Origin of the sequence: Methylobacterium sp. Leaf465 (genome assembly GCF_001424705.1) — a bacterium.
Taxonomy (GTDB): Bacteria; Pseudomonadota; Alphaproteobacteria; order Rhizobiales; family Beijerinckiaceae; genus Methylobacterium.
In genome coordinates this window covers 130,246-153,767 of the sequence record NZ_LMRA01000002.1, presented here as the reverse complement: position 1 = coordinate 153,767, position 23,522 = coordinate 130,246, and the positions used below count along the sequence as shown (strand labels likewise).

At 67.4% G+C, this 23,522-nt stretch carries 22 protein-coding genes and 1 pseudogene; 10 read left to right on the top strand and 13 right to left on the bottom strand.

Annotation, left to right across the window (positions count from 1 at the left end):
* Positions 1-173: 173 nt before the first annotated feature.
* The 4 genes and pseudogenes from ASG51_RS03535 to ASG51_RS23135 form a co-directional block, all read right to left on the bottom strand.
* Positions 174-407: a hypothetical protein gene (locus ASG51_RS03535; RefSeq protein ID WP_056379127.1), complete on the bottom strand. Its 234-nt coding sequence runs from the start codon at positions 405-407 to the stop codon at positions 174-176.
* A gap of 408 nt (positions 408-815) precedes the next feature.
* Positions 816-1,448 (bottom strand): tyrosine-type recombinase/integrase, encoded by a 633-nt coding sequence (locus tag ASG51_RS23145; RefSeq protein ID WP_082513856.1) that lies wholly within the window; start codon positions 1,446-1,448, stop codon positions 816-818.
* A gap of 388 nt (positions 1,449-1,836) precedes the next feature.
* Positions 1,837-1,995: pseudogene (locus ASG51_RS23140) on the bottom strand (IS5/IS1182 family transposase); the annotation flags it as partial.
* Positions 1,996-2,207: 212 nt separating this feature from the next.
* A protein-coding gene (locus ASG51_RS23135; protein WP_156389551.1) for an IS5 family transposase occupies positions 2,208-2,962 on the bottom strand; the annotation gives its coding sequence in 2 pieces (ribosomal slippage) (positions 2,208-2,632 and positions 2,632-2,962; 756 coding nt in all).
* A 228-nt stretch (positions 2,963-3,190) separates the two neighbouring features.
* Here ASG51_RS23135 and ASG51_RS03515 point away from each other — a divergent pair.
* Both ASG51_RS03515 and ASG51_RS03510 read left to right on the top strand, forming a co-directional pair.
* Entirely contained in the window at positions 3,191-3,436 is a 246-nt protein-coding gene (locus tag ASG51_RS03515; protein WP_056379119.1) for a hypothetical protein, read from the top strand.
* A gap of 176 nt (positions 3,437-3,612) precedes the next feature.
* Positions 3,613-4,299, top strand: a complete 687-nt coding sequence (locus ASG51_RS03510; RefSeq protein ID WP_244480048.1) for a Crp/Fnr family transcriptional regulator — start codon at positions 3,613-3,615, stop codon at positions 4,297-4,299.
* On the opposite strand, the gene ASG51_RS03505 is transcribed toward ASG51_RS03510, so the two are convergent.
* From ASG51_RS03505 to ASG51_RS03495, 3 genes are all read right to left on the bottom strand, one after another.
* A complete protein-coding gene (locus ASG51_RS03505) occupies positions 4,274-4,549 on the bottom strand; it encodes a hypothetical protein (RefSeq protein WP_056379116.1) in 276 nt (91 codons plus the stop codon). The genes ASG51_RS03510 and ASG51_RS03505 overlap by 26 nt on opposite strands.
* A gap of 109 nt (positions 4,550-4,658) precedes the next feature.
* A complete protein-coding gene (locus ASG51_RS03500) occupies positions 4,659-5,087 on the bottom strand; it encodes a response regulator (protein ID WP_200930223.1) in 429 nt (142 codons plus the stop codon).
* A gap of 42 nt (positions 5,088-5,129) precedes the next feature.
* Positions 5,130-6,599 (bottom strand): PAS domain-containing protein, encoded by a 1,470-nt coding sequence (locus tag ASG51_RS03495; RefSeq protein ID WP_056379114.1) that lies wholly within the window; start codon positions 6,597-6,599, stop codon positions 5,130-5,132.
* A 736-nt stretch (positions 6,600-7,335) separates the two neighbouring features.
* Between ASG51_RS03495 and ASG51_RS03485 the strand changes: the two genes are divergently transcribed.
* The 3 genes from ASG51_RS03485 (at position 7,336) to ASG51_RS03475 (ending at position 10,776) form a co-directional block, all read left to right on the top strand.
* The gene (locus ASG51_RS03485; protein ID WP_056379112.1) at positions 7,336-9,879 is read left to right on the top strand and encodes an HWE histidine kinase domain-containing protein; all 2,544 of its coding nucleotides are present in this window, start codon (positions 7,336-7,338) and stop codon (positions 9,877-9,879) included.
* Between the two features lie 192 nt (positions 9,880-10,071).
* On the top strand, positions 10,072-10,425 hold the full coding sequence (locus ASG51_RS03480) for a hypothetical protein (RefSeq protein WP_055955800.1): 354 nt from the start codon (positions 10,072-10,074) through the stop codon (positions 10,423-10,425).
* Positions 10,426-10,494: 69 nt separating this feature from the next.
* Positions 10,495-10,776, top strand: coding sequence for a hypothetical protein (locus ASG51_RS03475; protein ID WP_056379110.1), 282 nt, complete (start codon positions 10,495-10,497; stop codon positions 10,774-10,776).
* 638 nt (positions 10,777-11,414) lie between these two features.
* Here ASG51_RS03475 and ASG51_RS03465 read toward each other — a convergent pair.
* The 4 genes from ASG51_RS03465 to ASG51_RS03450 form a co-directional block, all read right to left on the bottom strand.
* Positions 11,415-13,505, bottom strand: coding sequence for a family 2A encapsulin nanocompartment cargo protein cysteine desulfurase (locus tag ASG51_RS03465; RefSeq protein WP_056379108.1), 2,091 nt, complete (start codon positions 13,503-13,505; stop codon positions 11,415-11,417).
* Positions 13,492-14,883 (bottom strand): family 2B encapsulin nanocompartment shell protein, encoded by a 1,392-nt coding sequence (locus ASG51_RS25315; protein WP_056213039.1) that lies wholly within the window; start codon positions 14,881-14,883, stop codon positions 13,492-13,494. The genes ASG51_RS03465 and ASG51_RS25315 overlap by 14 nt, the downstream gene beginning before the upstream one ends.
* Positions 14,884-15,351: 468 nt before the next feature.
* Positions 15,352-16,215 carry a serine O-acetyltransferase gene (cysE, locus tag ASG51_RS03455; RefSeq protein WP_056213036.1) on the bottom strand — a complete coding sequence of 288 codons (864 nt, stop codon included), beginning with the start codon at positions 16,213-16,215 and terminating at the stop codon, positions 15,352-15,354.
* A 54-nt stretch (positions 16,216-16,269) separates the two neighbouring features.
* Positions 16,270-16,461 carry a hypothetical protein gene (locus tag ASG51_RS03450; RefSeq protein ID WP_056213034.1) on the bottom strand — a complete coding sequence of 64 codons (192 nt, stop codon included), beginning with the start codon at positions 16,459-16,461 and terminating at the stop codon, positions 16,270-16,272.
* A gap of 954 nt (positions 16,462-17,415) precedes the next feature.
* On the opposite strand from ASG51_RS03450, the gene ASG51_RS03445 reads away from it, so the two are divergent.
* Genes ASG51_RS03445 through ASG51_RS03425 form a run of 5 tightly spaced genes read left to right on the top strand, consistent with a single transcriptional unit; the run spans position 17,416 to position 21,196 of the window.
* A complete protein-coding gene (locus ASG51_RS03445; protein WP_056213032.1) occupies positions 17,416-18,450 on the top strand; it encodes an ABC transporter substrate-binding protein in 1,035 nt (344 codons plus the stop codon).
* 10 nt (positions 18,451-18,460) lie between these two features.
* Positions 18,461-19,372 carry an ABC transporter ATP-binding protein gene (locus ASG51_RS03440; protein WP_056379107.1) on the top strand — a complete coding sequence of 304 codons (912 nt, stop codon included), beginning with the start codon at positions 18,461-18,463 and terminating at the stop codon, positions 19,370-19,372.
* Positions 19,369-20,286 carry an ABC transporter permease gene (locus ASG51_RS03435; protein ID WP_056213027.1) on the top strand — a complete coding sequence of 306 codons (918 nt, stop codon included), beginning with the start codon at positions 19,369-19,371 and terminating at the stop codon, positions 20,284-20,286. The genes ASG51_RS03440 and ASG51_RS03435 overlap by 4 nt, the downstream gene beginning before the upstream one ends.
* Before the next feature lie 56 nt (positions 20,287-20,342).
* Positions 20,343-20,756, top strand: a complete 414-nt coding sequence (locus ASG51_RS03430) for a YeeE/YedE family protein (RefSeq protein WP_056213024.1) — start codon at positions 20,343-20,345, stop codon at positions 20,754-20,756.
* Positions 20,753-21,196 (top strand): DUF6691 family protein, encoded by a 444-nt coding sequence (locus ASG51_RS03425; protein ID WP_056213022.1) that lies wholly within the window; start codon positions 20,753-20,755, stop codon positions 21,194-21,196. Before ASG51_RS03430 ends, ASG51_RS03425 begins: the two co-directional genes overlap by 4 nt.
* 3 nt (positions 21,197-21,199) lie before the next feature.
* Here ASG51_RS03425 and ASG51_RS03420 read toward each other — a convergent pair whose 3' ends face one another.
* Complete coding sequence (locus ASG51_RS03420; RefSeq protein WP_056213019.1) at positions 21,200-22,243, bottom strand: LLM class flavin-dependent oxidoreductase; 1,044 nt, start codon at positions 22,241-22,243, stop codon at positions 21,200-21,202.
* Between the two features lie 4 nt (positions 22,244-22,247).
* Entirely contained in the window at positions 22,248-23,237 is a 990-nt protein-coding gene (locus tag ASG51_RS03415; protein WP_082513855.1) for an ABC transporter substrate-binding protein, read from the bottom strand.
* Positions 23,238-23,522 lie beyond the last annotated feature (285 nt).

Genomic DNA, 23,522 nt, shown 5'->3' with positions numbered 1-23,522 from the left:
TCAGGGCCGCTGTCGATAACCCGATGCAGAGCGTCGCTATGGTGGCTGAGGCGGTGAGTCCTCCGGCCCACCCGGCGACGGCACCTAAGGCGAGGGCACAACCCCACAGGGCGAAGCGAGCGACGAGTCGTCGGGCACGACGTGCCCGGAGGCGCCGTGCCGCGACGCCCATCTCAGATTCGAAGCTCGATGCGATCCGTCGCGATGGCGACCGCATCGGGACGATGACCGGTGAGGTCGACCGCATAGTGGAGCGCGTGCTGCCGGGTGCGGAATATGCCGCCGCCCAAGCCGTGAACGTCCACAGCGACCCAGTGCCCCTGCGGGTCCTGGCCGACGATGAACCGGATCGATGGGGACGGGGCCGCCTCGGAGACGATGACGGCGGCTGGAATGGTGACGGGCATGGAGCGTCGGGGGGTTACGCGATCCGTCGGCGGACCGCTCCCGTAAGCTGGACCCGCACGCATAAGGGTTCGAGCGGGAGCCTAGGACTTCCGCATAAGTGTCCCATCAGGATGCTGGCGAAATTCACGGGCTGCCGGCGATGCTTACTCGCACTCCAAGCGACCAATCCACTCCCGTAGGCACATGGGATGGAATTATGAGTCCAGGTCTCAAGCGGGCGTCCGCTTTAACCCGTTTGATGTCAGTTAGCGGACAGGCAGAAATCCACCCAGGGCGGAAGGGCTGGGTTCGTTCGAGAACGCCTATGTCCGGGACGGTATTATGTCGGGGTAACCGACTCCATTACATGCGCTGCATTCCCGAAGCATGCATGGCCTCCTCAACTCTGCCGCCGAGGAGGCCGGGCTTCAGATTTCGGTCCCTTCGGCCAGAGCGAGTGCGTCTTCAACGTCCACGCCGAGGTAGCGTACCGTACTCTCGATTTTCGTATGCCCGAGCAGAATTTGCACAGCGCGCAAGTTGCCTGTTCGCTTATAGATCAACGCCGCCTTTGTTCGACGTAGGGAATGTGTTCCGTAGTCCTCGCGCCGGAGCCCTATACCTGTCACCCATTCATCTACCAGACGGGCGTACTGTCGGGTGCTTATGTGCGCTTTATGGTCGATCCGGCTGGGAAAAGCGTAATCATCAAGCCTGCCCCCTCGACACTCAAGCCAAGTCAGAATGCTGGTACGTGCTGGTTCAAGCAGTTCGAACTGTACAGGCCGTCCAGTCTTTCGCTGAACGACGATGACCCGCGCCCGCACCCGCTCGCCGCTGACAAGCTCACCGATCTTCAATTTGACGATGTCACAACCGCGCAGCTTACTGTCGATGGCGAGGTCAAACATGGCGCGGTCGCGTACACGCCGCTTTCCGTCGAGCCAGAAACGGATGGCCCAAACCTGCTGAGGCTTGAGAGCGCGCTTGGCGCCGAGCTTCCGTCCTACGTTCCACGGACGTCGGTTCTTGAAGGCTGGGTCGTGCTGTGAATGTCCCATTTCTCATCTCCCAACCGGCAGATGCCGGCAGGGAGAGAAAGGGCGCTGCGAACGTAGTCTGCGCACCACCGGTTCGACGTTCGGGATCTGTGCCACTCAGCGGCCAAGCCTAGAATGCAGCCCAGCTGTGTCCAACCCAACCCAGTCGCCCGGACCGCCGTTGACGCTTCTCAAAAGCGGTCGTTCGTCAGTCTTCCGGAAGCTTCGGCTTGGGGTGATTACCCGCCTGAAGCGGATCCTCTTGAAACTTTTGAAACCAGATATTCGTCCGAGTGATCTCCATAGCGGATATCCGATCGAATACTTGACACATCGTTCAGGTTGCTATCGACCCTTCGCAGTCCCTGGGAAGGTCCGCTTCATGGCTGCTTAGAGGCTTTCCGATAAATCATGCTGCTCGCCCCAGCCTTCGGACGAGGATCATGACGGCGGCGGCGTAGAGGAAGGCGTGTGCGGAGGCGAGGGTCGCTTCCGGGTCCTTCTAGAGGCGTCGGTTGCGGCTGATCCATCCGAAGAAGCGCTCGACTAGCCACCTACGCGGCTGCAGGCATGGGCATGCCTATGATGACGTCGATGACCTGCATGCGCCTGCTCAGCGAATGCACGCACAAAACGTGAACACGCGAAGCGGGCTCCGTACAAGCGGCCACGCTTGAGCCGGCTCGTGGAGCTGTGGATCCCAAAGGAGAACCGAAGTCTTCCTTGCGTCAGCGGTAACGGTTCGGACGGCCATCAGCAGTCATGTCCTAGCGTCCGGACTCATAACCAGTAGCTGACGGTCGCGGCGAGACAGACGGCGGCGAGGAAGTTGATCGCCGAGCGGTCGTCGCGCGTGGCGATCCGGCGGAAGTCTTTCAGGCGACCGAACATCCGCTCGATGCTGTTGCGGCCCCGATAGAGCACAGGCGAGAAGCACGGCTTCCAGCGCCGGTTGACCTTGGGCGGGATGTTGGGCGCGGCTCCGGCCGCCTCGATTTGTCGGCGGATGGCATCGCTGTCGTAGCCCTTGTCAGCCAGCACGACGCGGCAGGCGGGCAGGCGTTCGAGCAGCAGCGCACCGGCCTTGCAGTCGGCGACCTGCCCGCCAGTCGGCAGGAAGGCGAGCGGGCGGCAGGCGCGGTCGGTGAGAGCATGGATCTTGGTCGTGCGCCCGCCCCGCGAGCGGCCGATGGCCTGGTTTTGCTCCCCCCTTTACCCCCGGCGGCGCAGCGGTGGGCTTTCACGGCGGTGGAGTCGATCAGCACCTGGGAGGGCGGCCCGCCGGCCTGGGACAGCGTCTCGAATAACCCGACCCAGACCCCCTTGGCCGCCCAGCGCACGAAGCGGTTGTAGAGCGTCTTCTTCGGCCCGTAGACGTCCCGCGGCGCGTCCGTCCAACGGCCGCCGGACTTGAGCACGTGGACGATACCACTGATCACCCGCCGGTCGTCCACGCGCTCCTTGCCCCGCGTGTCGGTGGGCAGGTGCGGTGCGATCCGCGCAAACTGCTCGTCCGTCAGCCAGAACTGATCCATCGGCCCCTCCCATGGGAGCCGTGAATCACACCTACGCCGTCCGCGCCACCGTTAGGGGTCCGGACGCTAGGACGGCATCGCCCCGGTTTCGAAGGAACGCCGGTGGGGCCAACGCCCCGGGTGCAATTCCACGAGAACCGTATAGAACCGTACCATCGCGGCCCGATCCTTGGCTCTCCGCGCCTGTGAGACCGCGTGTGCTCCCGCCCGCTGCGTGTGGAGACCGGCATGGCCCGCTATTTCTTCGACATCAATGACGGCTCGTTCCGGCTCGACGAGGACGGCTTGGAATGCGCGGACTTCGATGCCGTCCGGCGCGAGGCAAAGCGCGCCCTGCCTGCCATCGCGGGGGAGATACTCCCCGAGGACGGCGACCACCTCACCCTGACCGTCCGCGTCCGGAACGACAGGCACGAGACCGTCTACACGGCGACGCTGATGTTTAACGGCCTGATTGTCCCGAGCCAGGAATAATCACTGATCTCGCTTTCGTGATTCCTGTATCATCGAACGCAATTTCGAATAAAATCCTTTCTGAGACGCGCCTGGACATTGTGTCGAGAGGTTCGCGCCAACGGGAGCATTGAGCGGCCTTGGACGAACGCTCGGTGCAGACGAGGCCGAACCCTGCCATCCGGAAGCTGGAACGCTTGGTCGTCCTATCCGCCGCGGACAGGGAATGGCTGGGACGCGTCGAGGCCGAAGCACGGCTCGTTGGCGCCAGGACGGATTTGATTGTCGAGGGGAGCGATCCGGACGGCGCCATCCTCATCCTTGAGGGCATCGCCTGTCGCTACAAGCAGCGCTCCAACGGCCGGCGTCAGATCACGGCGTACCTGCTGCCAGGGGATATGAGCGATCTCGACGCGGTCTTCCAGGACCGGATGCCCCATGGCGTCTCGACGATCACGCCCTGCCGGATCGCGCGCCTGTCGCCCAGGGTCCTGAATGAGACGATCTACCAATCGCAGGCTCTGTCCCAGGCTGCGCGAATGCTGTCGCTCATCGAGGAAGCCACCTCCGGCGAGTGGTTGCTCAACCTCGGCTGCCGGTCCGGCGTCGAGCGCCTCGCCCATCTGATCTGTGAGCTCTTCCATCGCCTCCGCGCAGTCGGGCTCACGAACGGCAACAGCTTTTCCCTGCCCGTCACGCAGGTCGATCTGGCCCACACGCTCGGTCTGTCCGGCGTCCATACCAACCGCTCCCTGCAGGAGCTTCGTCACCAGCGGGTCATCCGGCTCGCCGAGCGTCGCCTCACGATTCTCGACCTACCGAGGCTGACGTCCATCGCCGAGTTCGACCCGACCTACCTCAACCTCGCTCCCGAGGGCGGCTGACAGGGTCGATGGATGTCGGGTGCCACGTGCCGGTAACCGTCACCGTCGCCGTGTAGGCGACATGCCCATTCGCATCCCGGATGGACGCACGCAACGTCTGCTCGTCCCCCTTGGATAGCGCCTCCCTGGCGACCTCGCCCAGGGTCCTCAGCGCCTCGCGCCGACCGGTCTCAAGGCCCTCCAACTCGACGCCCTCCTCATCGTCGATGCGTGAGGTTCCGTTCTGGAAATCGAAGTAGAATCGGGGCATCGCATATCGCTCGGAATGGTTCTTCGGCCGGGATCTTAGCCCTGCACGTCCGACGCAATCCGTCCCTGTCGTAGATCAAGTCCGGCGGCTTGTGTCGGATGGAACACCGTCAGTGGCTGGACGCCTGCTTCTCCCTCAGGGGCGCAGGCTTCCGCTCGTCGGGCATGATCCGCTGCAGATGTGCATGGACGATCTCCGCGCTGAAGGGCTTCTCGATAAAGCAGGCGGTGTCCGGCAGCTCGCCCGGACCCGGCCGGTCATGGCCCGAAGCCACCACCACGCTGATGTGCGGGTGGTCCGCCGCGGCTCGGCGTGCCAGCGCGAACCCGTTGTGGGTGCCTTGAAGCCCGACGGCCGTAAACAGCAGGTTCAACTCGTGGCCGTGCCGCTGCAGGACCTGCATGGCCATATCGGCCGTCGCGACGTCGAGGACTCGGAAGCCCGCCTGCTCAAGGATGTCCGCGGCGTCCATCCGCACGAGGATGTTCCCCTCGACCACGAGGGCAAACGGCGGCAGGGAGGCAGGGGAGGCGTCCATGGATGCGATACGTCCGAACTGACAAAAAGCTCCCGCCGTCGCTCAGTCCCGCGTAATCTCCGGCAGCGGCGCCTCGGCCGTGAACACGACACCGCGCGGCCGATACTCGATCTCCGCCTTGCCGCCGATCTCTCGGGCCAGGGCCCGCTCGATCATTCGAGAGCCGAAGCCCGTTCGCGTCGGGGGCGAGACCCGGGGGCCGCCTACCTCCTGCCACTGGAACCAAAGCCGGTCCGGATTGGAGCCGTCCACGACGTCCCAGCTCACGATGACGCGTCCATCGTCCGATGAGAGGGACCCGTACTTGACAGAGTTCGTCGCGAGCTCGTGGATCGCGAGGCTGAAGGCCAGGGCGACGCGCGGCGCGAGGCGGAGGATCGGGCCGCCGATCTTGAAGCGGTGGTCCTGCTCGACGCCGAACGGGTGCAGGGCCGCGATGACCACCTCCGTCAGGGTCGCCCACTCGCCGCTGCCGCGGGCCAGCATCTCCGTGGCGGCCGACAACGACCGCAGCCGGGCCTCCATCGCGACCCCGGCCTCTTCCAGCGAGGCCGCCCCCCGCAGCGTCTGCCGGGCGATGGACTGCACGGTCGCCAGGGTGTTCTGGATGCGGTGGCTGAGTTCGCCCGCCAGGAGGTCGCGGTGCTCCTCCGCCCGCTTGCGGTCCGTGATGTCGAGGCTGATGCCGGCGATGCTCAGGGGCGTCCCGTCCGCCCGGTACGAGGCCTGCCCGCGGAACTGCAGCCAACGGGTCTCGCCATGAGGGGTGATGACCCGGATCTCGACGTCGTAATCCGAATGCCCGGCGATGGCCGCGTCTCGGGCCGAGAGCTTCCTCGGGAGGTCCTCCGGATGGATGGCCGCGAGCATCTCCTCGTAGGTCAGCGTATCGTTCGGCGAGCGCCCGAGGTTCTCCTTGAACCCATCCGACGAGATCAGGCGCATGACGCCGAGGTCGAGGGTCCAGGCTCCGAGGCGGCCGGCCTTCAGGGTGAACCGGAGGCGCTCCTCGCTCTGCAGCAGTTCCAGGGACCGGCGCGCGGCCTCGGCTTCGAGCGCATCCCGGTCCTTCTTCAGGAGCACGAGCCGCTCCTTTTCGAGGGTCACGTCGTACTGCGAGGCGAAGAAGTAGGTGAGCTCGCCGTCGGGCGCGAAGACGGGCGAGACGAGGAGGCGGTTCCAGAAGGCCGTGCCGTCCTTGCGCCGGTTCTTCAGGTCGATCTCGATCGTCACGCGCCGCTCAATGGCATCCCGCACCCGCGCGACGTCCCCGGGGTCCGTCTCGGGGCCCTGAAGGAAGCGGCAATTGCGGCCGAGGATCTCGTCGCGCGCGTAGCCCGTCAGCTTCACGAAAGCGTCGTTCACGTAGACGATGGGATTGTCGGGCAGCCGCGGGTCGGTGATGACCATCGGCATGCGCGTCGCGCGGACGGCGGCGGCGAAGGGGTCGGAGCCGACGACGGTGCTGGTGATCTCGGCGTCGATCCGGGCGCCGTCCTCAGTGTCGTTCAAGCTACGCCAATCCCGTTGATCGGAATCGTTCTAGTGAACAATCCCGATCAGTCCAGGGGTAAGGAAGTCACATTGAGGTTCGACGCACCCTTGGCGGAGGAAGGCACCCACGGCTTCCCATTCCTGAAAAAACCCTACTCGGTGGAGGATCTCTCGCGCACGCTCCGGCGCGCCGTGTCGGCAAGGGACCGCCTGCAGCGCTGAGGCATCGGCGGCCGGCCCTGGTCACCTTACCGCAGGGAGAGGCTGGCTCTCGTTCTAAGGATGGCCCGTTCCGAGGAAGCTTCGGACTTCCCGCAAGGCTGCAAGGGCATCCATCTCGCCCCACAAGGCCTGGATGGCCTCGGACGCATCGTACCCCGTCCGAGAAAGGATGCGGACCGTGGCGGCCTGGGCGGAGGAGGACGCCTCGGCCTCGGCGATGCAGGCGCTCAACTCCGTCAGGCATGCTGCCCGGTCAAACCCTGGTCGTGAGGGTATCCTGATGGGCATGGTCGCCTCCCGGTACACGATGTGGTCGACTGCATCCGGAGCCGACGCAAGTACAACGTATGAAACTATACAATGGTCCGTTCCCGCATGATTGAACCACGTCCTCGACCCGGATCGACGTATCGACGGAACGGGCATCTCCGCATTTTCTCTGTAGTGACCGCCATCGGTTTGCCGTGAATGCCTCGGAAGAGAATGCAGGGCGAACCGAGAGGCGGTTCGCGTGCCCCAAGCTTCCCAAGACATGACCCAGACGATTGACGGCCAGCCCCCCGCATCCGTCGACCTGAGCTCGTGCGACCGCGAGCCGATCCACATCCTCGGGGCCGTCCAAGGCTTCGGCTTCCTGCTGGCCGTGTCCCCGGACTGGATCGTGGCGCGGGCGAGCGCGAACGCATCGGAGTGGCTGGGGCGTCCCGTCGAGGCGATGCTCGGCCTGCCGCTGGACGAGCTCATCGACAGCGAGGCTATTCACGTCCTGCGGGGTCACCTTCAGACCCTGCGCGGCCCCGATGCCGTCGACCGGGTGTTCGGGGTCCGGTTGCTGCTGGACCAGCCCCTGTTCGACGTCGCCCTACACCTTTCGGGCGGCTCCATCGTCATCGAGGCCGAACCCAGCGCGCCGGAGCATCTCAGTGCCGGCAACCTTGTGCGCAGCATGGTCACCCGTCTCCAGCAGACAGCCGGGTTCGAGCCGCTCTGCCGCGAGGCCGCCCGGCAGATGCGGGCGCTGACCGGCTTCGACCGGGTCATGGTCTATCGCTTCGCGCAGGACGGCTCGGGTGAGGTCGTCGCGGAGGCGGTGCGCTCCGGCCTCGACCGCTACCTCGGCCTGCACTACCCGGCCTCCGACATCCCGAAGCAGGCCCGCGCCCTCTACGAACGCAACTGGCTGCGCATCATCGCCGACGTCGACGCACCCGGCGCCGCGGTGGTGCCGGCGCGCGACCCCGACGGAGCGCCGCTCGACCTCTCCCTCTCGACCCTTCGCACGGTCTCGCCGATCCACCTCGAATACCTGCGCAACATGGGCGTGGCCGCCTCGCTGTCGGTCTCGATCCTGCGCAACGGTCGTCTCTGGGGCCTGTTTGCCTGCCACCACATGGAGCCGCGCCACATCACCCTGGAGCGCCGGACCGGCGCGGAGCTGTTCGGGCAGATGTTCTCCTGGATCCTGGAGAGCCGCGAGCGCGAGGTCGAGGCCGCCCAGGAGGGCCGCTCGCGCGAGATCCATACCCGCCTGATGAGCGCGCTCGCCTCGGGCGGGACCAGCCTTGAGGAGCTCTCCGGCTTCCTAGACGAACTCTCCGGCATCGTGCCCTGCGACGGCATCGGGCTTTGGGTCAACGGCGAGGTCACGCTCCAGGGCGCGACGCCGACGGCGGAGGAGTTCGCCGGCCTCGTGCGCTTCCTCAACCGGACGGCGGCGAGCCGACCCTATGCCATCGACGAGATCGGGCGGGTGCACGAGCCTGGACAGGACTTCACCGAACGCGCCGCCGGCATGCTCGCCATCCCGGTCTCCCGTACCCCGCGCGACTTCCTCGTGTTCTTCCGCTCCGAGGTCTCGCGCACGGTGACCTGGGCAGGCAATCCCGAGAAGCCCGCGATCCCGGGCCCGAACGGCGTGCGCCTGACCCCGCGCAAGAGCTTCGAGGCTTGGCGCGAGGTCGTGCACGGGCGATCCCTTCCCTGGGCCGAGGTCGAGTTACGGACCGCCGAAGCACTCCGGGTCACCCTGCTTGAGGTCATCCTGCGGCTCACGGATTCGGCCGAGAAGGAGCGCAAGGGCGCCCAGGAGCGGCAGGAACTCCTTATCGCCGAGCTCAATCACCGCGTCCGCAACATCCTCAACCTGATCCGGGGCGTGGTCACGCAGAGCCGCTCCAGCGAGCTCAGCGGCGAGGAGTTCGCGGCCCTGGTCGGCAGCCGCATCCAGGCCCTTGCCCGGGCCCACGACCAGATCACCACCTCGAACTGGGGGCCCGGCTCCCTGCGCAATCTCATCCTGCTGGAGGCTGGCGCCTACCTTGGCGAGAAGGCCGACCGGCTGGTGCTGGAGGGGGCCGACGTCCTCCTGGAGCCGCAGGCGTTCTCGACGATCGCGCTCGTCGTGCACGAGATGATGACGAACTCAGCCAAGTACGGCGCTCTCTGCGACCGGCACGGCCGGGTCGACATCCGCTGGGAACGCGACGCGCTCGACTACCTCGTCCTGCACTGGCGTGAGAGCGGGGGACCGACGGTGCGTGCACCTAAGCGCCGAGGCTTCGGCACCACCATTATCGAACGGTCGATCCCGTACGAACTGCAAGGCACGGCCGAGATCCGATACGAGCTCACCGGCGTCGAGGCGCGGTTCTCGCTGCCGCCGGTGTACCTCCGGGCCGCCCCGCCTGTCTCCGCGTCCCCCGTCAAGCGCGAGCAGCCGGCGGTCCCGCTTCAACTGACCGGCACGGTCCTGGTGGTCGAGGACAATATGATCATCGCCCTGGAAGCCGAGGAGGTGCTGACCGCGCTCGGCGCCGAGACCGTCGACATGGCGGCATCGACCCGGGACGCCCTGCGCCTGATCGAGGCATCGCCGCCCGACCGGGCCCTCCTCGACGTCAACCTCGGTTCCGAGACGAGCATCGCGGTCGCTCGTCGGCTGGCCGAACTCGGCATCCCCTACGCCTTCGCGACGGGCTATGGCGAAAGCTTCAGGATCCCGGCCGACCTCGGAACCGTGCCTGTAGTCAAGAAGCCCTACGACGCCGATGCCCTGCGGCGAGCTTTCGCCGTCTGAGGGCTCTGAAGTCTGACGGTTCGTCGCGTCGCCCAATGCAGGGCAGCCCCGCGCTTCATGTTGCGATGCAACACAAAGCGCTGGCGAGCCGTTGAGTGGACGCTACCCTCGCATCGCCGCGTGAGGGACGGCATCCGGTTACCCGTTCGTGGAACGAGGCTGGGATGCTGCCACCGCCCGGGAAGTCTCAAGATGCGCCCAGCCTACATTCTCGCGACCTTTGCCATCGCCGCCCTGCCGCTTCCGGCGCTCGCCTCTTCCTGCGCCGAGCAGATCGGTACCATCGAGCGACGCCTCGACAGTGCCGGTGCCATCCAGGTCACCGGCCTGCAGGAAGGCCATACGCTGCGCACCGGTTCGCCCCGTGGCATCCAGGCGGCTCGCCTCGACGCACCGAGCGACCTCGCGATGGTCTCGACGGCCACTCACGTGGCGGAGGCCCGAACCCTCATCCTCCGTGCAGTCGGCGAGGACCGCAGCGGCGACAAGCGTGCCTGCGAGAACACCATGAGCGAGGCCAAGGGCATGATCGGTGCATTGCCGTAGTCCCGGCAGGACGGGGTCGGTTCGGCATCCGCCGGATCGACATGGCTGTGACCTGGGAGCGCCTTGCCGATGCTCAGACCCGCTGAATTCGAGGACATGCGGCTGGATTTCCTCGCTGCCGAGCAGGCGCGCCTGTACGACGTCGCCTTCGCCAGCCTGAACCGCTACTGGACCAGCCGCGGCGCGACGTCCGTTGGGAGCGTCACGCGCATCTGCGAACTGGTCTACGAACGAGCCGCCGAGCGCCATCCTTCGGACTGGAAGGCCATTGTCTCGGAAGCGACCGCCGAGGCTGGCTTCCAGGTGCGATGGCACGGCGACGAGGTGGTGTCGCTTGAGGCCAAGCCCTGAGCGAACGACACCTTGGTTCCGCAAGTCGGTCCACCGGCTTGCGGCTTCGATGGACCCGGAGCATGATCGCGGACGAAAGGGGCGGGCCCATGTGCGCGCACCGCAGTCATCCGCAGAAGTCCTCGATGCCCGCCATCTCGGGCATTGGGACGGCCTCGCCCTTCCGCGGCTGCCTGCATCATTCTGCGAACGACGATATGCCCGTGCCGGCGCAGCGACCGGCACACGTCGGGCGTACGTTGGCCTTTCTTGTCTTGGGACGACTCTTGCTCGGGGCCGGGGGCATCGCCCTTATCTCCGTCGGTACCAGCCTGACCGGGTGCGGCCGATAGGTGCCATCCAAGTTGGACGTCGAATAGGCCAAAGGAGCCGTACGCGGTGGCACTCCTAGAGCGTTTTCCAGCCTTGCCGATAGAAGCAGATGAGCCAGTCGTCTGGCACCCGTTTCATGTGCCTAAGTCTGCTTAAGCACAGCACGCCTCCGATAGCAGCCGGACTGCTTTCCAACCAACCCAGACGTAGAGCGGACGAACGGATCCCGACCCAACCCGGTCGTACATGCGTTCGTCAAGGCTGCCGAATTGCGGACTCCAGCGGACCGGTCATTTTTTAACTCGGCCAAGGCAAGACCGCCTTTCCTATCGCCGCGGCAAGCGGTGCATCGCCGTCAGGAAGGCATCCACGTCCGCGCGGGTGTTGTAGAAGGCGAGCGAGGCCCGCACCGACTGGTCGACGCCGAAACGGCGCAGGGCCGGAAGGGCGCAATGATGGCCCGATCGCACCGCGATGCCGTGGGCATCGAGATGGTGGGCCACAGCTTCATTTGTGTGCCCGTCGATGACGAAGGACATCACGCTTGCCTTCTGGCGGGCGGTACCGATCAGGCGCAGACCCTTCACGTCGGCGAGGCCGGCCTGCGCGTAGTCCAGCAGGTCGTGCTCGTAGGCGGCGATGCCGGGCAGTCCGACCCCATTCAGGTAGTCGAGGGCGGCGCCGAGGCCGACCGCGCCGGCAATGTCGGGCGTGCCGGCCTCGAACTTCTCCGGCGCGCCCTTGTAGACGGTCTTCGCGAAGGTGACGTCCTCGATCATGTGGCCGCCGCCCTGCCAGGGCGGCATCGCTTCCAGGAGGTGCTTCTTGCCGTAGAGGGCACCGATTCCCGTCGGCCCGAACACCTTGTGGCCGGAGAAGACGAGGAAGTCGGCATCGAGCGCCTGCACGTCGAGGGGGATGTGGGGCGAGGACTGCGCCGCATCCACCAGCACCGGCACGCCGTAGGCGTGGGACAGCGCGATGATCTCACGGACCGGGTTGATGGTGCCGAGTGCGTTCGCGACGTGGGTTACCGAGACGATCTTGGTGCGGCCCGAGAGCAGGGCGGCGAACTGCTCGAAGATGATCTCGCCGCGGTCGTCCACCGGGATCACCCGCAGGGTCGCGCCCGTAGCCTGGGTCAGCAGCTGCCAGGGCACGATGTTGGCGTGGTGCTCGATCTGAGAGACGATGATCTCGTCGCCTGGACCGATGTTGGCGCGGCCATACGCGTTGGCCACGAGGTTGATCGCCTCCGTGGTGCCACGCAGGAAGACGATGTTGTCCTTGAAGGGCGCGTTGAGGAAGCGCCGGACCTTCTCGCGCCCGCCCTCGAACAAGTCGGTGGAACGCGCCGCCAGGGTGTGGGCGGCCCGGTGGATGTTCGAGTTGTGGCGCGCGTAGAACTCGGACGTGGCGTCGATGACGCTCTGCGGCTTGTGGGTGGTGGCCGCGTTGTCGAGCCAGACCAGGGGGTGCCCGTTGACGCTCTGGTGGAGGGCCGGGAAGTCCTTGCGGACGCGCTCGACATCGAAGGGCGCCGCCACCGGGCTCGACTCGTGGGAGCTCACGCGCGGAGCCGGCCCGCCGTGCCGCGAGGGCTCGGCGCGCGGGGAGGCGTGCGGCCTCGAGGCGCGCTGGGACTGTGTCGGGGAAGAATCGGACAGGAAATAATAGTCGCCGGAAGCGGACGCCGCGTCACCGCCCGGCTGCGCCGAGCGGACGGGCTCTCCCGAGAGGCGCCCTGTGCGCTGAGAGTTTGCCTGAGCGACGTCCCCGCCACGCTTCGCTGGATCGGCCGGCACGAGGCTCGGTGCGATCGCGTGCGCGAAGGCGTTCGCGCGCGGATGATCCTGGGCGATCGTCCGGTGCAGGTCGGGGCCGCCGGGTAGGAAGGCGGCCACTTCCGGCACGGTGGGCACGAAGAATTCCGGGAGGCCGTGCCGGACCGATAACGGGTCGGTGAGGGGATGGACCGAAGGGATCGTCGCCGTGTCGAGGAAGCCGGCGCCCGCTGGCGCTGGCGTGGCACCGAACGGGTTGGCGGCCGACGGCCCGGTCAGGCCCGGAAGCCCGACGCGCGGGCCACCGAAATTGCGCGCCCCGAGGGCCGCGGCGTCGGGCTGGAAGCCCGACGGCAGGGCGTCCGAGGGCACCAAGGGCGTGCCGATGACGTCACCCGGAAGCGATGGCTGCCCGGGGGCCTGGGGAAGGCTTTCCAGACCCTGGGGACCCTGCGACGCGGCCGGCAGCGCGGGGGCCAGCGGCGCGGACGCCGCTTGGCCCTGGCCGTAGATCTCGCGGGCGAGGCGTCCGACGAGGTCGGCATGCGCCAAGGAACCGGCGGAGTCGCCGCCCGCGCCCATGGGCAGACCGAAGCCGGACGAGCCCAACACGCCGGCCTCAGGCGTAGTCATGGTAGTTGCCCAGCAGAACGTTATCGAGGCGTGCGATGGCATCCTCCACCAGCACTGCGGCGGAGAAGTAGCGGGTCACGAGGTGGGAAGCGATGGAATGGTCGTTGGTCCCCATGTAGCGCACCGACAGGCCAGGCTCGATCTCGCCGGTGACGCCGGATTTCTGCAGGCCGACCACGCCCTGCTCGCCCTCGCCGACGCGCAGCAGCAGGATCGAGGTGGTCTGGGATCCGGTGACCGGATCGGTGTCGATCGGCAGCTTGTCGCTCGGCACCAGCGGCACGCCGCGCCAGGTGATGAAGGGCGCGCCGAACAAGTGGATCACCACCGGGGGCACGCCGCGGCGGGTGGCTTCCCGGCCGAAGGCCGCGATGGCGCGGGGATGCGCCACGAAGAACGCGGGCTTCTTCCAGACCAGCGTCAGCAGCTCGTCGAGGTCGTCCGGGGTCGGCGGGCCGCCGCGGGTGGGGATGCGCTGGCGTCCGCCGACCTCGTTCAGCAGGCCGAACTCGGAATTGTTGAGCAGCTCCCACTCCTCCCGCTCCTTCACGGCGTCGACCGTGAGGCGGATCTGCTCGCGTAGCTGGTCGATCTCGTTGGAGTAGAGGTCGGTGACGCGGGTATGGGTGTTGAGGATCGTCTGGATCGTGGAGAGGTGGTACTCGCGCGGGTCGATCTCGTAATCCACGAAGGTGCTCGGCAGGCGCGGCGCGCCGGTCTGCACCGCGAGCAGCTCGATGCCCTGCTCGCCGTGGCTGTTGGTGTGACCCTTCAAGCGGTCGCGCTCCTCGACATACTGCGCGATGCGATTCTTGACGGCGGCGTCGTCCAGGGCCGCCCGGTCAAGGGTCAGCAGCGTGACGGCCGAGAGCGCCTTGACGGCGGGAGCGGGCTGGCCGTCGCCCGTGAGGGCGTCGTCACCGAAGAAGTCGCCGCGGGTGGCGAGCCCCGAACGCAGGCGGTTCTGGTAGGGCCCGGACAGGGACAGTTCGACGGTGCCGTCGGCGACGATGGTCAGGCTGCGGTCGCCCGCGCCCCCTTCCGAGATCGTCTCTCCGGCTTTGTGCTTGCTCTCGGTGAACCGGTCGGCGAGGGCCGCGAGTTCGGCATCGCCCAGACGGCTGAACGGCGGCACGGCGCGCAGGGAAGCGGGGCTGATCGTGCGCGCTTTGTCGGCGCTGGCGAACGCGATGCGGCCGGGCTTGGCCAGCACGACGGCGCGCCGGTTCACGCGGTAGACGCCGCCATCCACGTTGACGAAGGGCAGAAGCCGCAGGAACCAGCGCGGGGTGTTGGCGAGGTTCTGGACCGACGTGACGGTCGCCGTCGATAGATTGCGTGCTGCGGATGCGCCCACGCTCTGCCCCTGTCCGCTCATGTCTGGTCGTCTCCGTGTGGTCCGTCTGGATTGTTGGGTAATGCCGTGCGCATCCGGCCATGGATCTTCGCGTGCGCAGTCGAGCGACTACGCGATCAAGGACAGCGCTGCGGGGAACACCGCATAGTCCTGTCGTACCCGGCATAATAAATTGTACAGCGCCGGACGCGATGCGGTTCTAACCGTTACTTTGCGCGAACGTCAACGGAAAGATATTCTATATTTGAATATTTATGAGACTCAATCAGTCTATAAATCAATGATGGCAAAAATTTAGATTATATTACTGCGAGATTGGAGGAAATTGTTGTCCGAGATAAGGGGGGCGGGAAACGGTCGGAGCGACTTGGCCTGAAATCCGGTCCGCCCGGCAAGGGAGACCCGCTTGTGCGGCCGGGTATGGGGACCGGCCGGAGATCGATGGACGGGTCAGTCGCTGCCCCGGGGGACGTCCGGCCCCCGCACCTGTCAGATCCCGTCGCCGAAGAACTGGTCCATGGTCTGAGCGGGGTCCTCGGCCGAACTGATGCGCGACACGACGCGGGCCGGCACGCCTGCCACGGTGGTGTGGGCCGGCACGTCGTGCAGGACGACGGCCGCGGCGGCCACCTTCGCGCCTTCGCCGACCCGGATGTTGCCGAGCACCTTGGCGCCGACGCTGAGGAGCACGCCGCGCTCGATCTTCGGGTGGCGGTCGCCGCTCTCCTTGCCGTTGCCCCCGAGCGTCACCGATTGCAGGATCGAGACGTCGTCGGCGATCACCGTGGTCTCTCCGATGACGACGCCGGTGGCGTGGTCGATGAAGACGCCCGAGCCGATCCGCGCTGCCGGGTGGATATCGGCGCCGAACACCTCGGAGATCCGGCTCTGGATGTGCAGCGCCAGGGTGGCCCGGCCCTGGTGCCAGAGCCAGTGCGCCACCCGGTAGCCCTCCAGGGCAGCAAGCCCCTTGTAGAAGAGGAAGGGGTCGAGGTAGCGCCGGCAGGTCGGGTCACGCTCGCGGATGGCCACGAGGTCGCGCACGGCGTGCTCGCCCGCATGCGGGTCGGCCTCGAAGGCCGAGAGGCAGAGATCGCGGGTGGAGAGCCGCGCGAGGTCGCCGTCGCCGAGGCGATGGGCGAGCCTGTAGGCGAAGGCGTGGATCAGACTGGGCTGGTCGAGCACCGTCGCCTGGATGATGCCGGCATAGAGCGGCTCCTCGATCAGGGCCGCCTCCGCCTCGGCACGCATCGCCCGCCAGACGTCGGAGCCGGCCGTGGTCTGGCTCACGCTGCGCAGGGGCGGGCGCAGGAGGTTGCTGGGACTGCGCGAGGCCTGACTGCCGGCGGTCATGTGTATCGGCTCATGCGGATCGCGAGGTCCGGGCGGTGCGCGGCGGCATCGGCCTCACCCGACGCGCTGGAAGAGAGCGGCGATGTAGCCCACGAGGAGGCCATGTCCGTCGAATTGCACGTCCACGACCTGCGCCCCGTCCCGGGCCGGCAGGACGTCGACGATTCGCCCGGTGGCGTGGCGCCAGATCCCGAGGGCATCGGCCACGTCGAGCCGGGCAAATACAACCTGATCTCCGAGAACCATCGTTTTCTCCGGTCTGAAAGTCGTCGCTCGAGAAGGGTGGCGAGGGGGTGCCGGTGGCGCGGTCCGGGGTCCACGGACGGACCTTTGCGGGGCACGGACGGGAGCGCCGCGCCTCGGGGAAGTGTGCCGATCCGGGGCCTCCAGGGTCAATGAGAGCGGTTTCCAAAGATCGGTGGCCTGCGGGCACAGCCTTCCTTCCGGATGGGTCCTGACAGCAGGCTTCTCCTGCGCGGCCGACCTTACCAGCTCAGCGAACTGTCACCGGGATGTCGGGGCGTGCATCCCCGGTGAAGCCCTGCCGGTTCGGCATCGCCACCGCCGGGAGCGTGCCGGAGTCCTGCGGCAGAAGTCCTTCGGGGTGAGGGACTTAGGCGCTTAGGGGGTAGGTCTCGTCCGCACCGATGGATTGCGGCGCGTCGAACTGGCTGGCGCAGCGGATGTAGTCGAACAGGGGTGGGGAACGATCGCGAGGCGGAGCCGCATGACACGAAGTGCGTGAGGGCAGAGGCGACAGCGCCTCCGAGAGCGAAATTCAAATGTATTCGGCCGAGGTTATCAACGCAAAAATCTTTCCATATTCAGCGCACGGCAATAGAAATAGCCTCCGGATACGCCGGTTTCAGGGAGAAATTCCGGCCAGGACGTTCATTCTGACTCCGGTCCCCGCGGAGAGCGCAACGCCTGCAGAGAGGTCCGGCGAAAGGAAGCGGTACTTCCCCGCACCAAAACGGGTTTCCGGCGCTAAATTGCCCGTCGGGAGAAATGCTCTCCGGAAGACCGCGCATGAGACACAAGCATTCTCCAGGGCGATCGGAATAAAGATGGCGCTTTTATTGACCTAACCCCGACACAAGATACCATCTGCGCCATCGATCCACGGCTCTTTATCGACCCGGATCACCTGGATTGCCTTTAGACAAGACAACTTCTCCAGACATGTCGGCGGCGGACACAATGACGACCAGGCAACACTTCATTCTCCCGCGGCGCCTGGCGGGTGCCTTGCTCGGCGGGCTGGCCCTGTGCGCGTCGCTCGCTGGCGGCGCGGCGGCGGCCGAGGGACAGCTACGGATCGCCAAGCAGTTCGGCGTCGTCTACCTGCTCCTCAACGTGGTCGAGGACCAGAGGCTCATCGAGAAGCACGGCAACGCGGCTGGCCTCGACATCAAGGTCGACTACGTCCAGCTCTCGGGTGGTGCGGCGGTCAACGACGCGCTGCTGTCGGGCAACATCGAGGTCGCGGGGGCCGGCGTCGGGCCACTGTTCACGCTCTGGGACCGCACCCGGGGCCGGCAGAACGTCAAGGGCATCGCCTCGCTCGGCAACTTTCCCTACTACCTCGTCACCAACAATCCCGAGGTGAGGAGCATCGCCGACTTCGGTGAGAAGGACCGAATCGCAGTGCCTGCGGTGGGCGTCTCGGTGCAGTCGCGCATCCTGCAGTGGGCCTCGGCCAAGCTCTGGGGCGACAAGGACTTCGCCAAGCTCGACCGGATCAGCGTCGCGGTCCCGCACCCGGAGGCGGCCGCCGCGATCATCAAAGGCGGCACCGAGATCTCCGCGCATTTCGGCAATCCGCCCTTCCAGGACCAGGAACTGGCCGAGAACCCCAAGGCCCGCATCGTCTTGAATTCGTACGACGTCCAGGGCGGCCCGTCCTCCTCGACGGTGCTCTACGGGACGGAGGCGTTCTACAAATCCAGCCCGAAGACCTACAAGGCCTTCCTGGACGCGCTCGACGAGGCAGCGAAGTTCATCACCGAGAACCCCGGCAAGGCGGCCGAAATCTATGTCCGGACGACCAGCAGCAAGCTCGATCCGGCGCTGCTGAAGACCATCATCACCAACCCGGCCGTGACCTTCAAGGTGACGCCGGAGAACACCCTTGGGCTGGGCCAGTTCATGCATCGGGTCGGGGCGATCAAGTCCGCGCCCCAGGCCATTGGCGATTACTTCTTCGCCGATCCGCGCATCGACACCGGCAGCTGAGCGGCCCGCGATGATCTGCGCCGCCACTCTGTCCGACCTCTCCGTCCTCGAACTGGCCGAGCCGCGCCCGCGCGGCGGCGCTCGACGCGAGGCCGCCCCCGCCCGGCCGTCACCGGAGCCGCCGCCGCCCCCCGCGCCCGACCCGTCGCCCCTGCTGCAGATCCGGGGCGTTACCCTGGAATACTGCACGCCGCAGCGGGTGGTGCGGGCCACGCACCGGATCGACCTCGACATCCATGCGGGCGACCGCTTCGTCCTGCTCGGGCCCTCGGGCTGCGGCAAGTCCACCCTGTTGAAAGCGGCGGCCGGCTTCATCACGCCAGTGGAGGGCGCGATCACCCTAGCAGGCGCTCCGGTGCGCGCGCCCGGGCCCGACCGCATCGTGGTGTTCCAGGAATTCGACCAACTGCCGCCCTGGAAGACGGTGGTGCAGAACGTCGCCTTCCCGCTGCGCGCCGCCAAGGCGCTCAGCCGGCGGGAGGCGCAGGAGCGCGCGCGCCACTACATCGACAAGGTCGGACTCACGCCCTTCGCCGACAGCTACCCGCACCAGCTCTCGGGCGGCATGAAGCAGCGGGTCGCCATTGCCCGCGCCCTGGCGATGCAGCCCCGGGTGCTGATGATGGACGAGCCCTTCGCAGCGCTCGACGCCCTGACCCGGCGGCGAATGCAGGAAGAGCTCCTCGCCCTCTGGGACGAGGCCCGGTTCACGCTGCTCTTCGTCACGCATTCGATCGAGGAGGCGCTCGTGGTCGGCAACCGGGTGGCCCTGCTTTCGCCCCATCCCGGCCGGGTGCGGGCCGAGTTCAACAGCCACGCCTTCGATCTTTCCAGCATCGGCAGCGAGGCCTTCCAGGGAGCGGTGCAGCGGTTGCACGCGCGCCTGTTTGAGACCGGCGCGCCGGCGGAGGCGAACCGATGAGCGCGTCCGCGACCCGCCCCGATCTCTTCACGCGGAACGGCGTCTCGTGCGATCTGGTGCCGCCGGTCCGCCCGGAATACGACCGGGTGCTCGCGCCCTTCGTGGAGGCACCGGTGGAACGCACGCTGCCGCTCGGGGCGCGGCTGTGGCAGCGGGACTGGCTGCGCAAGGGCCTGATCATCGCCGCCCTGGCGCTGGTCTGGGAGGGGCTGGCGCGCTGGCAGGACAACGACCTGCTGCTGCCCGGATTTCTCGCCACGATGTCGGCCCTCTTCGACGGCCTCGCCAACGGCGAGCTCATCGACCGGGTGCGGATCTCGCTCACCGTGCTGGTGCAGGGCTACCTCGCCGGCATCGTGCTGGCCTTCGGGCTGACGACGCTCGCGGTCTCGACGCAGTTCGGCCGCGACCTGCTTTCGACCCTGACGGCGATGTTTAACCCGCTGCCAGCCATCGCCCTGCTTCCGCTCGCCCTGCTCTGGTTCGGCCTCGGCTCAGGGAGCCTGATCTTCGTGCTGATCCACTCGGTGCTGTGGCCGATGGCGCTCAACACCTATGCGGGCTTCCAGGGCGTGCCCGAGACCCTGCGGATGGCGGGGCGCAACTACGGCCTGCGCGGGCCGTCCTACGTCCTGCAGATCCTGATCCCGGCCGCCCTGCCGGCGATCCTGTCGGGCCTGAAGATCGGCTGGGCCTTCGCCTGGCGCACCTTGATCGCGGCCGAGCTGGTGTTCGGGGCTTCCTCGGGGCGGGGTGGCCTCGGCTGGTACATCTTCCAGAACCGCAACGAACTCTACACCGACCGGGTCTTTGCCGGTCTCGTCATGGTCATCGTCATCGGCCTCGTGGTCGAGAACCTGGTGTTCGCGGTCTTCGAGCGGATCACCGTGCGGCGCTGGGGCATGGCCCGCTAGGATAGGGCCCTTTCGAGCTTGAGGCGACACGCGGTTGCGGAAGAGAGCCGATACACATGAATACCTATGCGTCCGGGTTCGCCGGCGGCGCGCTGATCGGCCTGTCGGTGGCGCTCCTGATGCTCCTGAACGGGCGCATCGCCGGAATCAGCGGCCTCGTGGCCGGCCTCGGCCGGGATCGGGGCCTGCGTCGGTGGGTCGATGCCGCCTTCGTCGCCGGCCTGATCGCCGGTCCGCCGGTCTTCGCCCTCGCCACCGGGGCGTGGCCGGCGATGCGCTTCGTCGCTTCCCTGCCGGTGCTCGCCGTCGCCGGCCTCCTCGTCGGGTTCGGCACCCGTCTCGGCTCGGGCTGCACCAGCGGCCACGGCGTCGCCGGCCTCGCCCGGCTTTCAGCCCGCTCGCTGGCGGCGGTCCTGACCTTCCTGGGGACCGGCATGCTCACCGTCGCCCTGTTGCGGGCGCTGGCGTGAGCGCGGCGCTCCACTTGCTCGCGGCCCTCGCCGCCGGTCTTATCTTCGGGCTCGGCCTGTCGCTCTCTGGCATGCTCGACCCGGCCCGGGTCCAGGGCTTCCTCGACGTGACTGGCGCCTTCGACGGGCGTCAGGCCTGGGACCCGACCCTGGCCTTCGTGCTCGGCGGCTCGGTGAGCGTCGCCGGCCTCGGATACGCCCTGGCCCGGCGCCTGCCGCGCCCGGCACTGGCTATCGCCTTCGACCTGCCGACGAACCATCGGATCGACTCGTCGCTGATCGGCGGCGCGGCCCTGTTCGGGATCGGCTGGGGCCTATCGGGCCTCTGTCCCGGCCCCGCCGTGGCGGCCCTGTCGACGGGGGCTCTGCCCGTAGCGGTCTTTGTCGCCGCCATGCTCGTGGGCATGACGGCCCACCAGCGCTTCGTCGCCCGCGCCTAAGCCTCAGCGCACCCGGGGCAGGACCTCTACGGCGAAGCGCCGCATCTCGGTCTCGAACGGTTGGAATTGCAGCATGAACAGCTCGATTCCGGCGGCATGGAAGGCGCGGATGCGGGAAGCGACGGTGTCGTAGCTGCCGACGAGGCCGGCGGCGGTGCCGCCATTGGTCCCGACATGGCGGGAGGCCGCCGCGTCGGTCTTGGCGAACATCACGCTCGCCGTGTCCGTGCGCGCCCGGGTGTCCGCCCGCAAAGCCGCGTCGCGATCGGCCAGGGCCAGCAGGCGCGCGTGCTCAGCCTGAGCCTCCGCATCGGTCTCGCGGGCGATGACGAAGGCTGAGAGCCCATAGCGCAAGGGGCCGTTGGCAGCGGGCCGACGGGCCACGTCGGCGATCAGCGCCGCGACCTCCGCGAGGGGCTGGCCGTTGATGAACCAAACGTCGGCTTGGCTTGCCGCCAGCGCCCGGGCCGGTTCGGATTCGCCACCGAGATAGATCGTCGGGCGCGGCCGGAAGCTGCCGGCCGGGCGAAGCTGATAGTCCGACACCTGGAAGTGCGGGCCCGCATGGGTGACGCGCTCGCCCCGCATCAGCCGGTCGACGAGGCCGATCCACTCGGAGCCGTAGGCGTAGCGCGCGTCGTGGGCAGGAAAGGGTAGTCCCGCCCGCTCGAACTCGGCCCGGTTCCAGGCATTCACGAGGTTCAGGGCGAACCGCCCCTGCGCGATGTGCTCGATCTGCAGGGCCATCTTGGCCAGCACCACGGGGTGGTAGAGCCCGGGCTTGATCGCCGCGATGATCTCGATGCGCCGGGTCAGGGCCGCCAGGGCGGCCGAGGCAGTCCAGGCTTCGAGCTGGTCGCGCCCGTCGTCGTAGGGATTGGCGGTGTGCTGGGCGACGAGAACGGCGTCGAAGCCGAGGGCTTCAGCCTCCAGCACCAGGGCGCGGTTGCGGTCCCAGCTGGCGTCGTCCGGCTCGTCCGGATCGTGGTGGGAGGCGCGGGAGCCGTGGACGGCCGCCCAGATTCCGAAGCGGAGCGGATGGGTCATGCGCTCAGCCCCGCTCCGCCGGCGGCTGCCAGGTATTCACCGCGGTCACGTCGAGGTCGCGCGGAATCAGCCTGGCCTCGCGGAAGGTGTCGGCGATGGCCTGCTGCTCGCCGAGTTCGGACCGCACCACCGGCGTGACTGCGTAGGTCCGGCGCCGGTTCACCGTGGCGACCACCTCGGGGGAGAGGTCGCCCCAGATCGGCGCGAGCAGCGCTACCGCCGCATCCGGCTCGGCCTTGACCCAGCGGCCCGCCTGCCGGAGCGCGTCGTAGACGATCCCGACCACTTGCGGGTTCTCGGCCACGAAGCGGTCGTTGGCGAGGTAGTAGCGGTGATAGCTCGATAGGCCGGTGGCGTCGGCCAACACCCGCACCGGCCGCTTGGCCTGAGCGATGGCGAGGAACGGGTCCCAGATCACCCAGGCGTCGAGGCTGCCCTGTCCGAAGGCCGCCAGCCCCTCCGGCGCCTGGAGATAGGCCGGCTTGATGTCGGTGAAGGCGAGGCCCGCCCGCTTGAGGGCGGCTGCCAGGATGAAGTGGCAGCCCGACCCACGCGAGACGCCGACCGTGCGCCCCTTCAGGTCGGCGATGGAGCGGATCGGCGACTCCTCGGGAACAATGATGGCCTCGGCCGCGGGGGAACCGACCTCGCGGGCATAGAAGGTGAGCGGCGCATTGGCCGCCTGGGTGAAGATCGGCACCGCGTCCGCGACGTCCGCGTGGAGGTCGACGGCCCCGGCGTTCATGGGCTCGATCACGCTGGTGAAGAGGTGCCAGGAGGGTGCGAAGCCCAGGAGCTTCAGGCGTTCGTCCAGGGTGCCTTTGGCCTTCAGGATGGTAAGCAGGGTCGAGGAGCGCTGGTAGCTCAGGCGGACCGTCCGCTCGGCGGCCCGGACCGCCGGCATCCCGAGAGGCGCTAGCGCGGCGGTCGCGAGGCCGGCGCGCAGGATCGTCCGGCGCGAGGGGGCAGCCCCGCGCGGCGTGTCGTCGGTCATGGATCGTCTCCGGAGAAGTGTCGCCCGCCGTGCACCCGACGGTCTGCACGGCCCGGATCGCACATCGCCGACGTCGTCGCCGCACGATCACGATCCCGTGCCGATGATGTACGAAAAACTCCCAAGATTTCGCAAGGAAAGGGATTTTCAAATTTCGATGGCTTTTAGGACGATTGTTTTCGTATCTGGCGAAATAGCCAGAATGACCTCACGAAAGATCGCGCCTAAGTCCGGAGAGCAAGCCTCGAGAGGATGAAAGCGCGGGTGTCGCACGCTCGGCGGGCC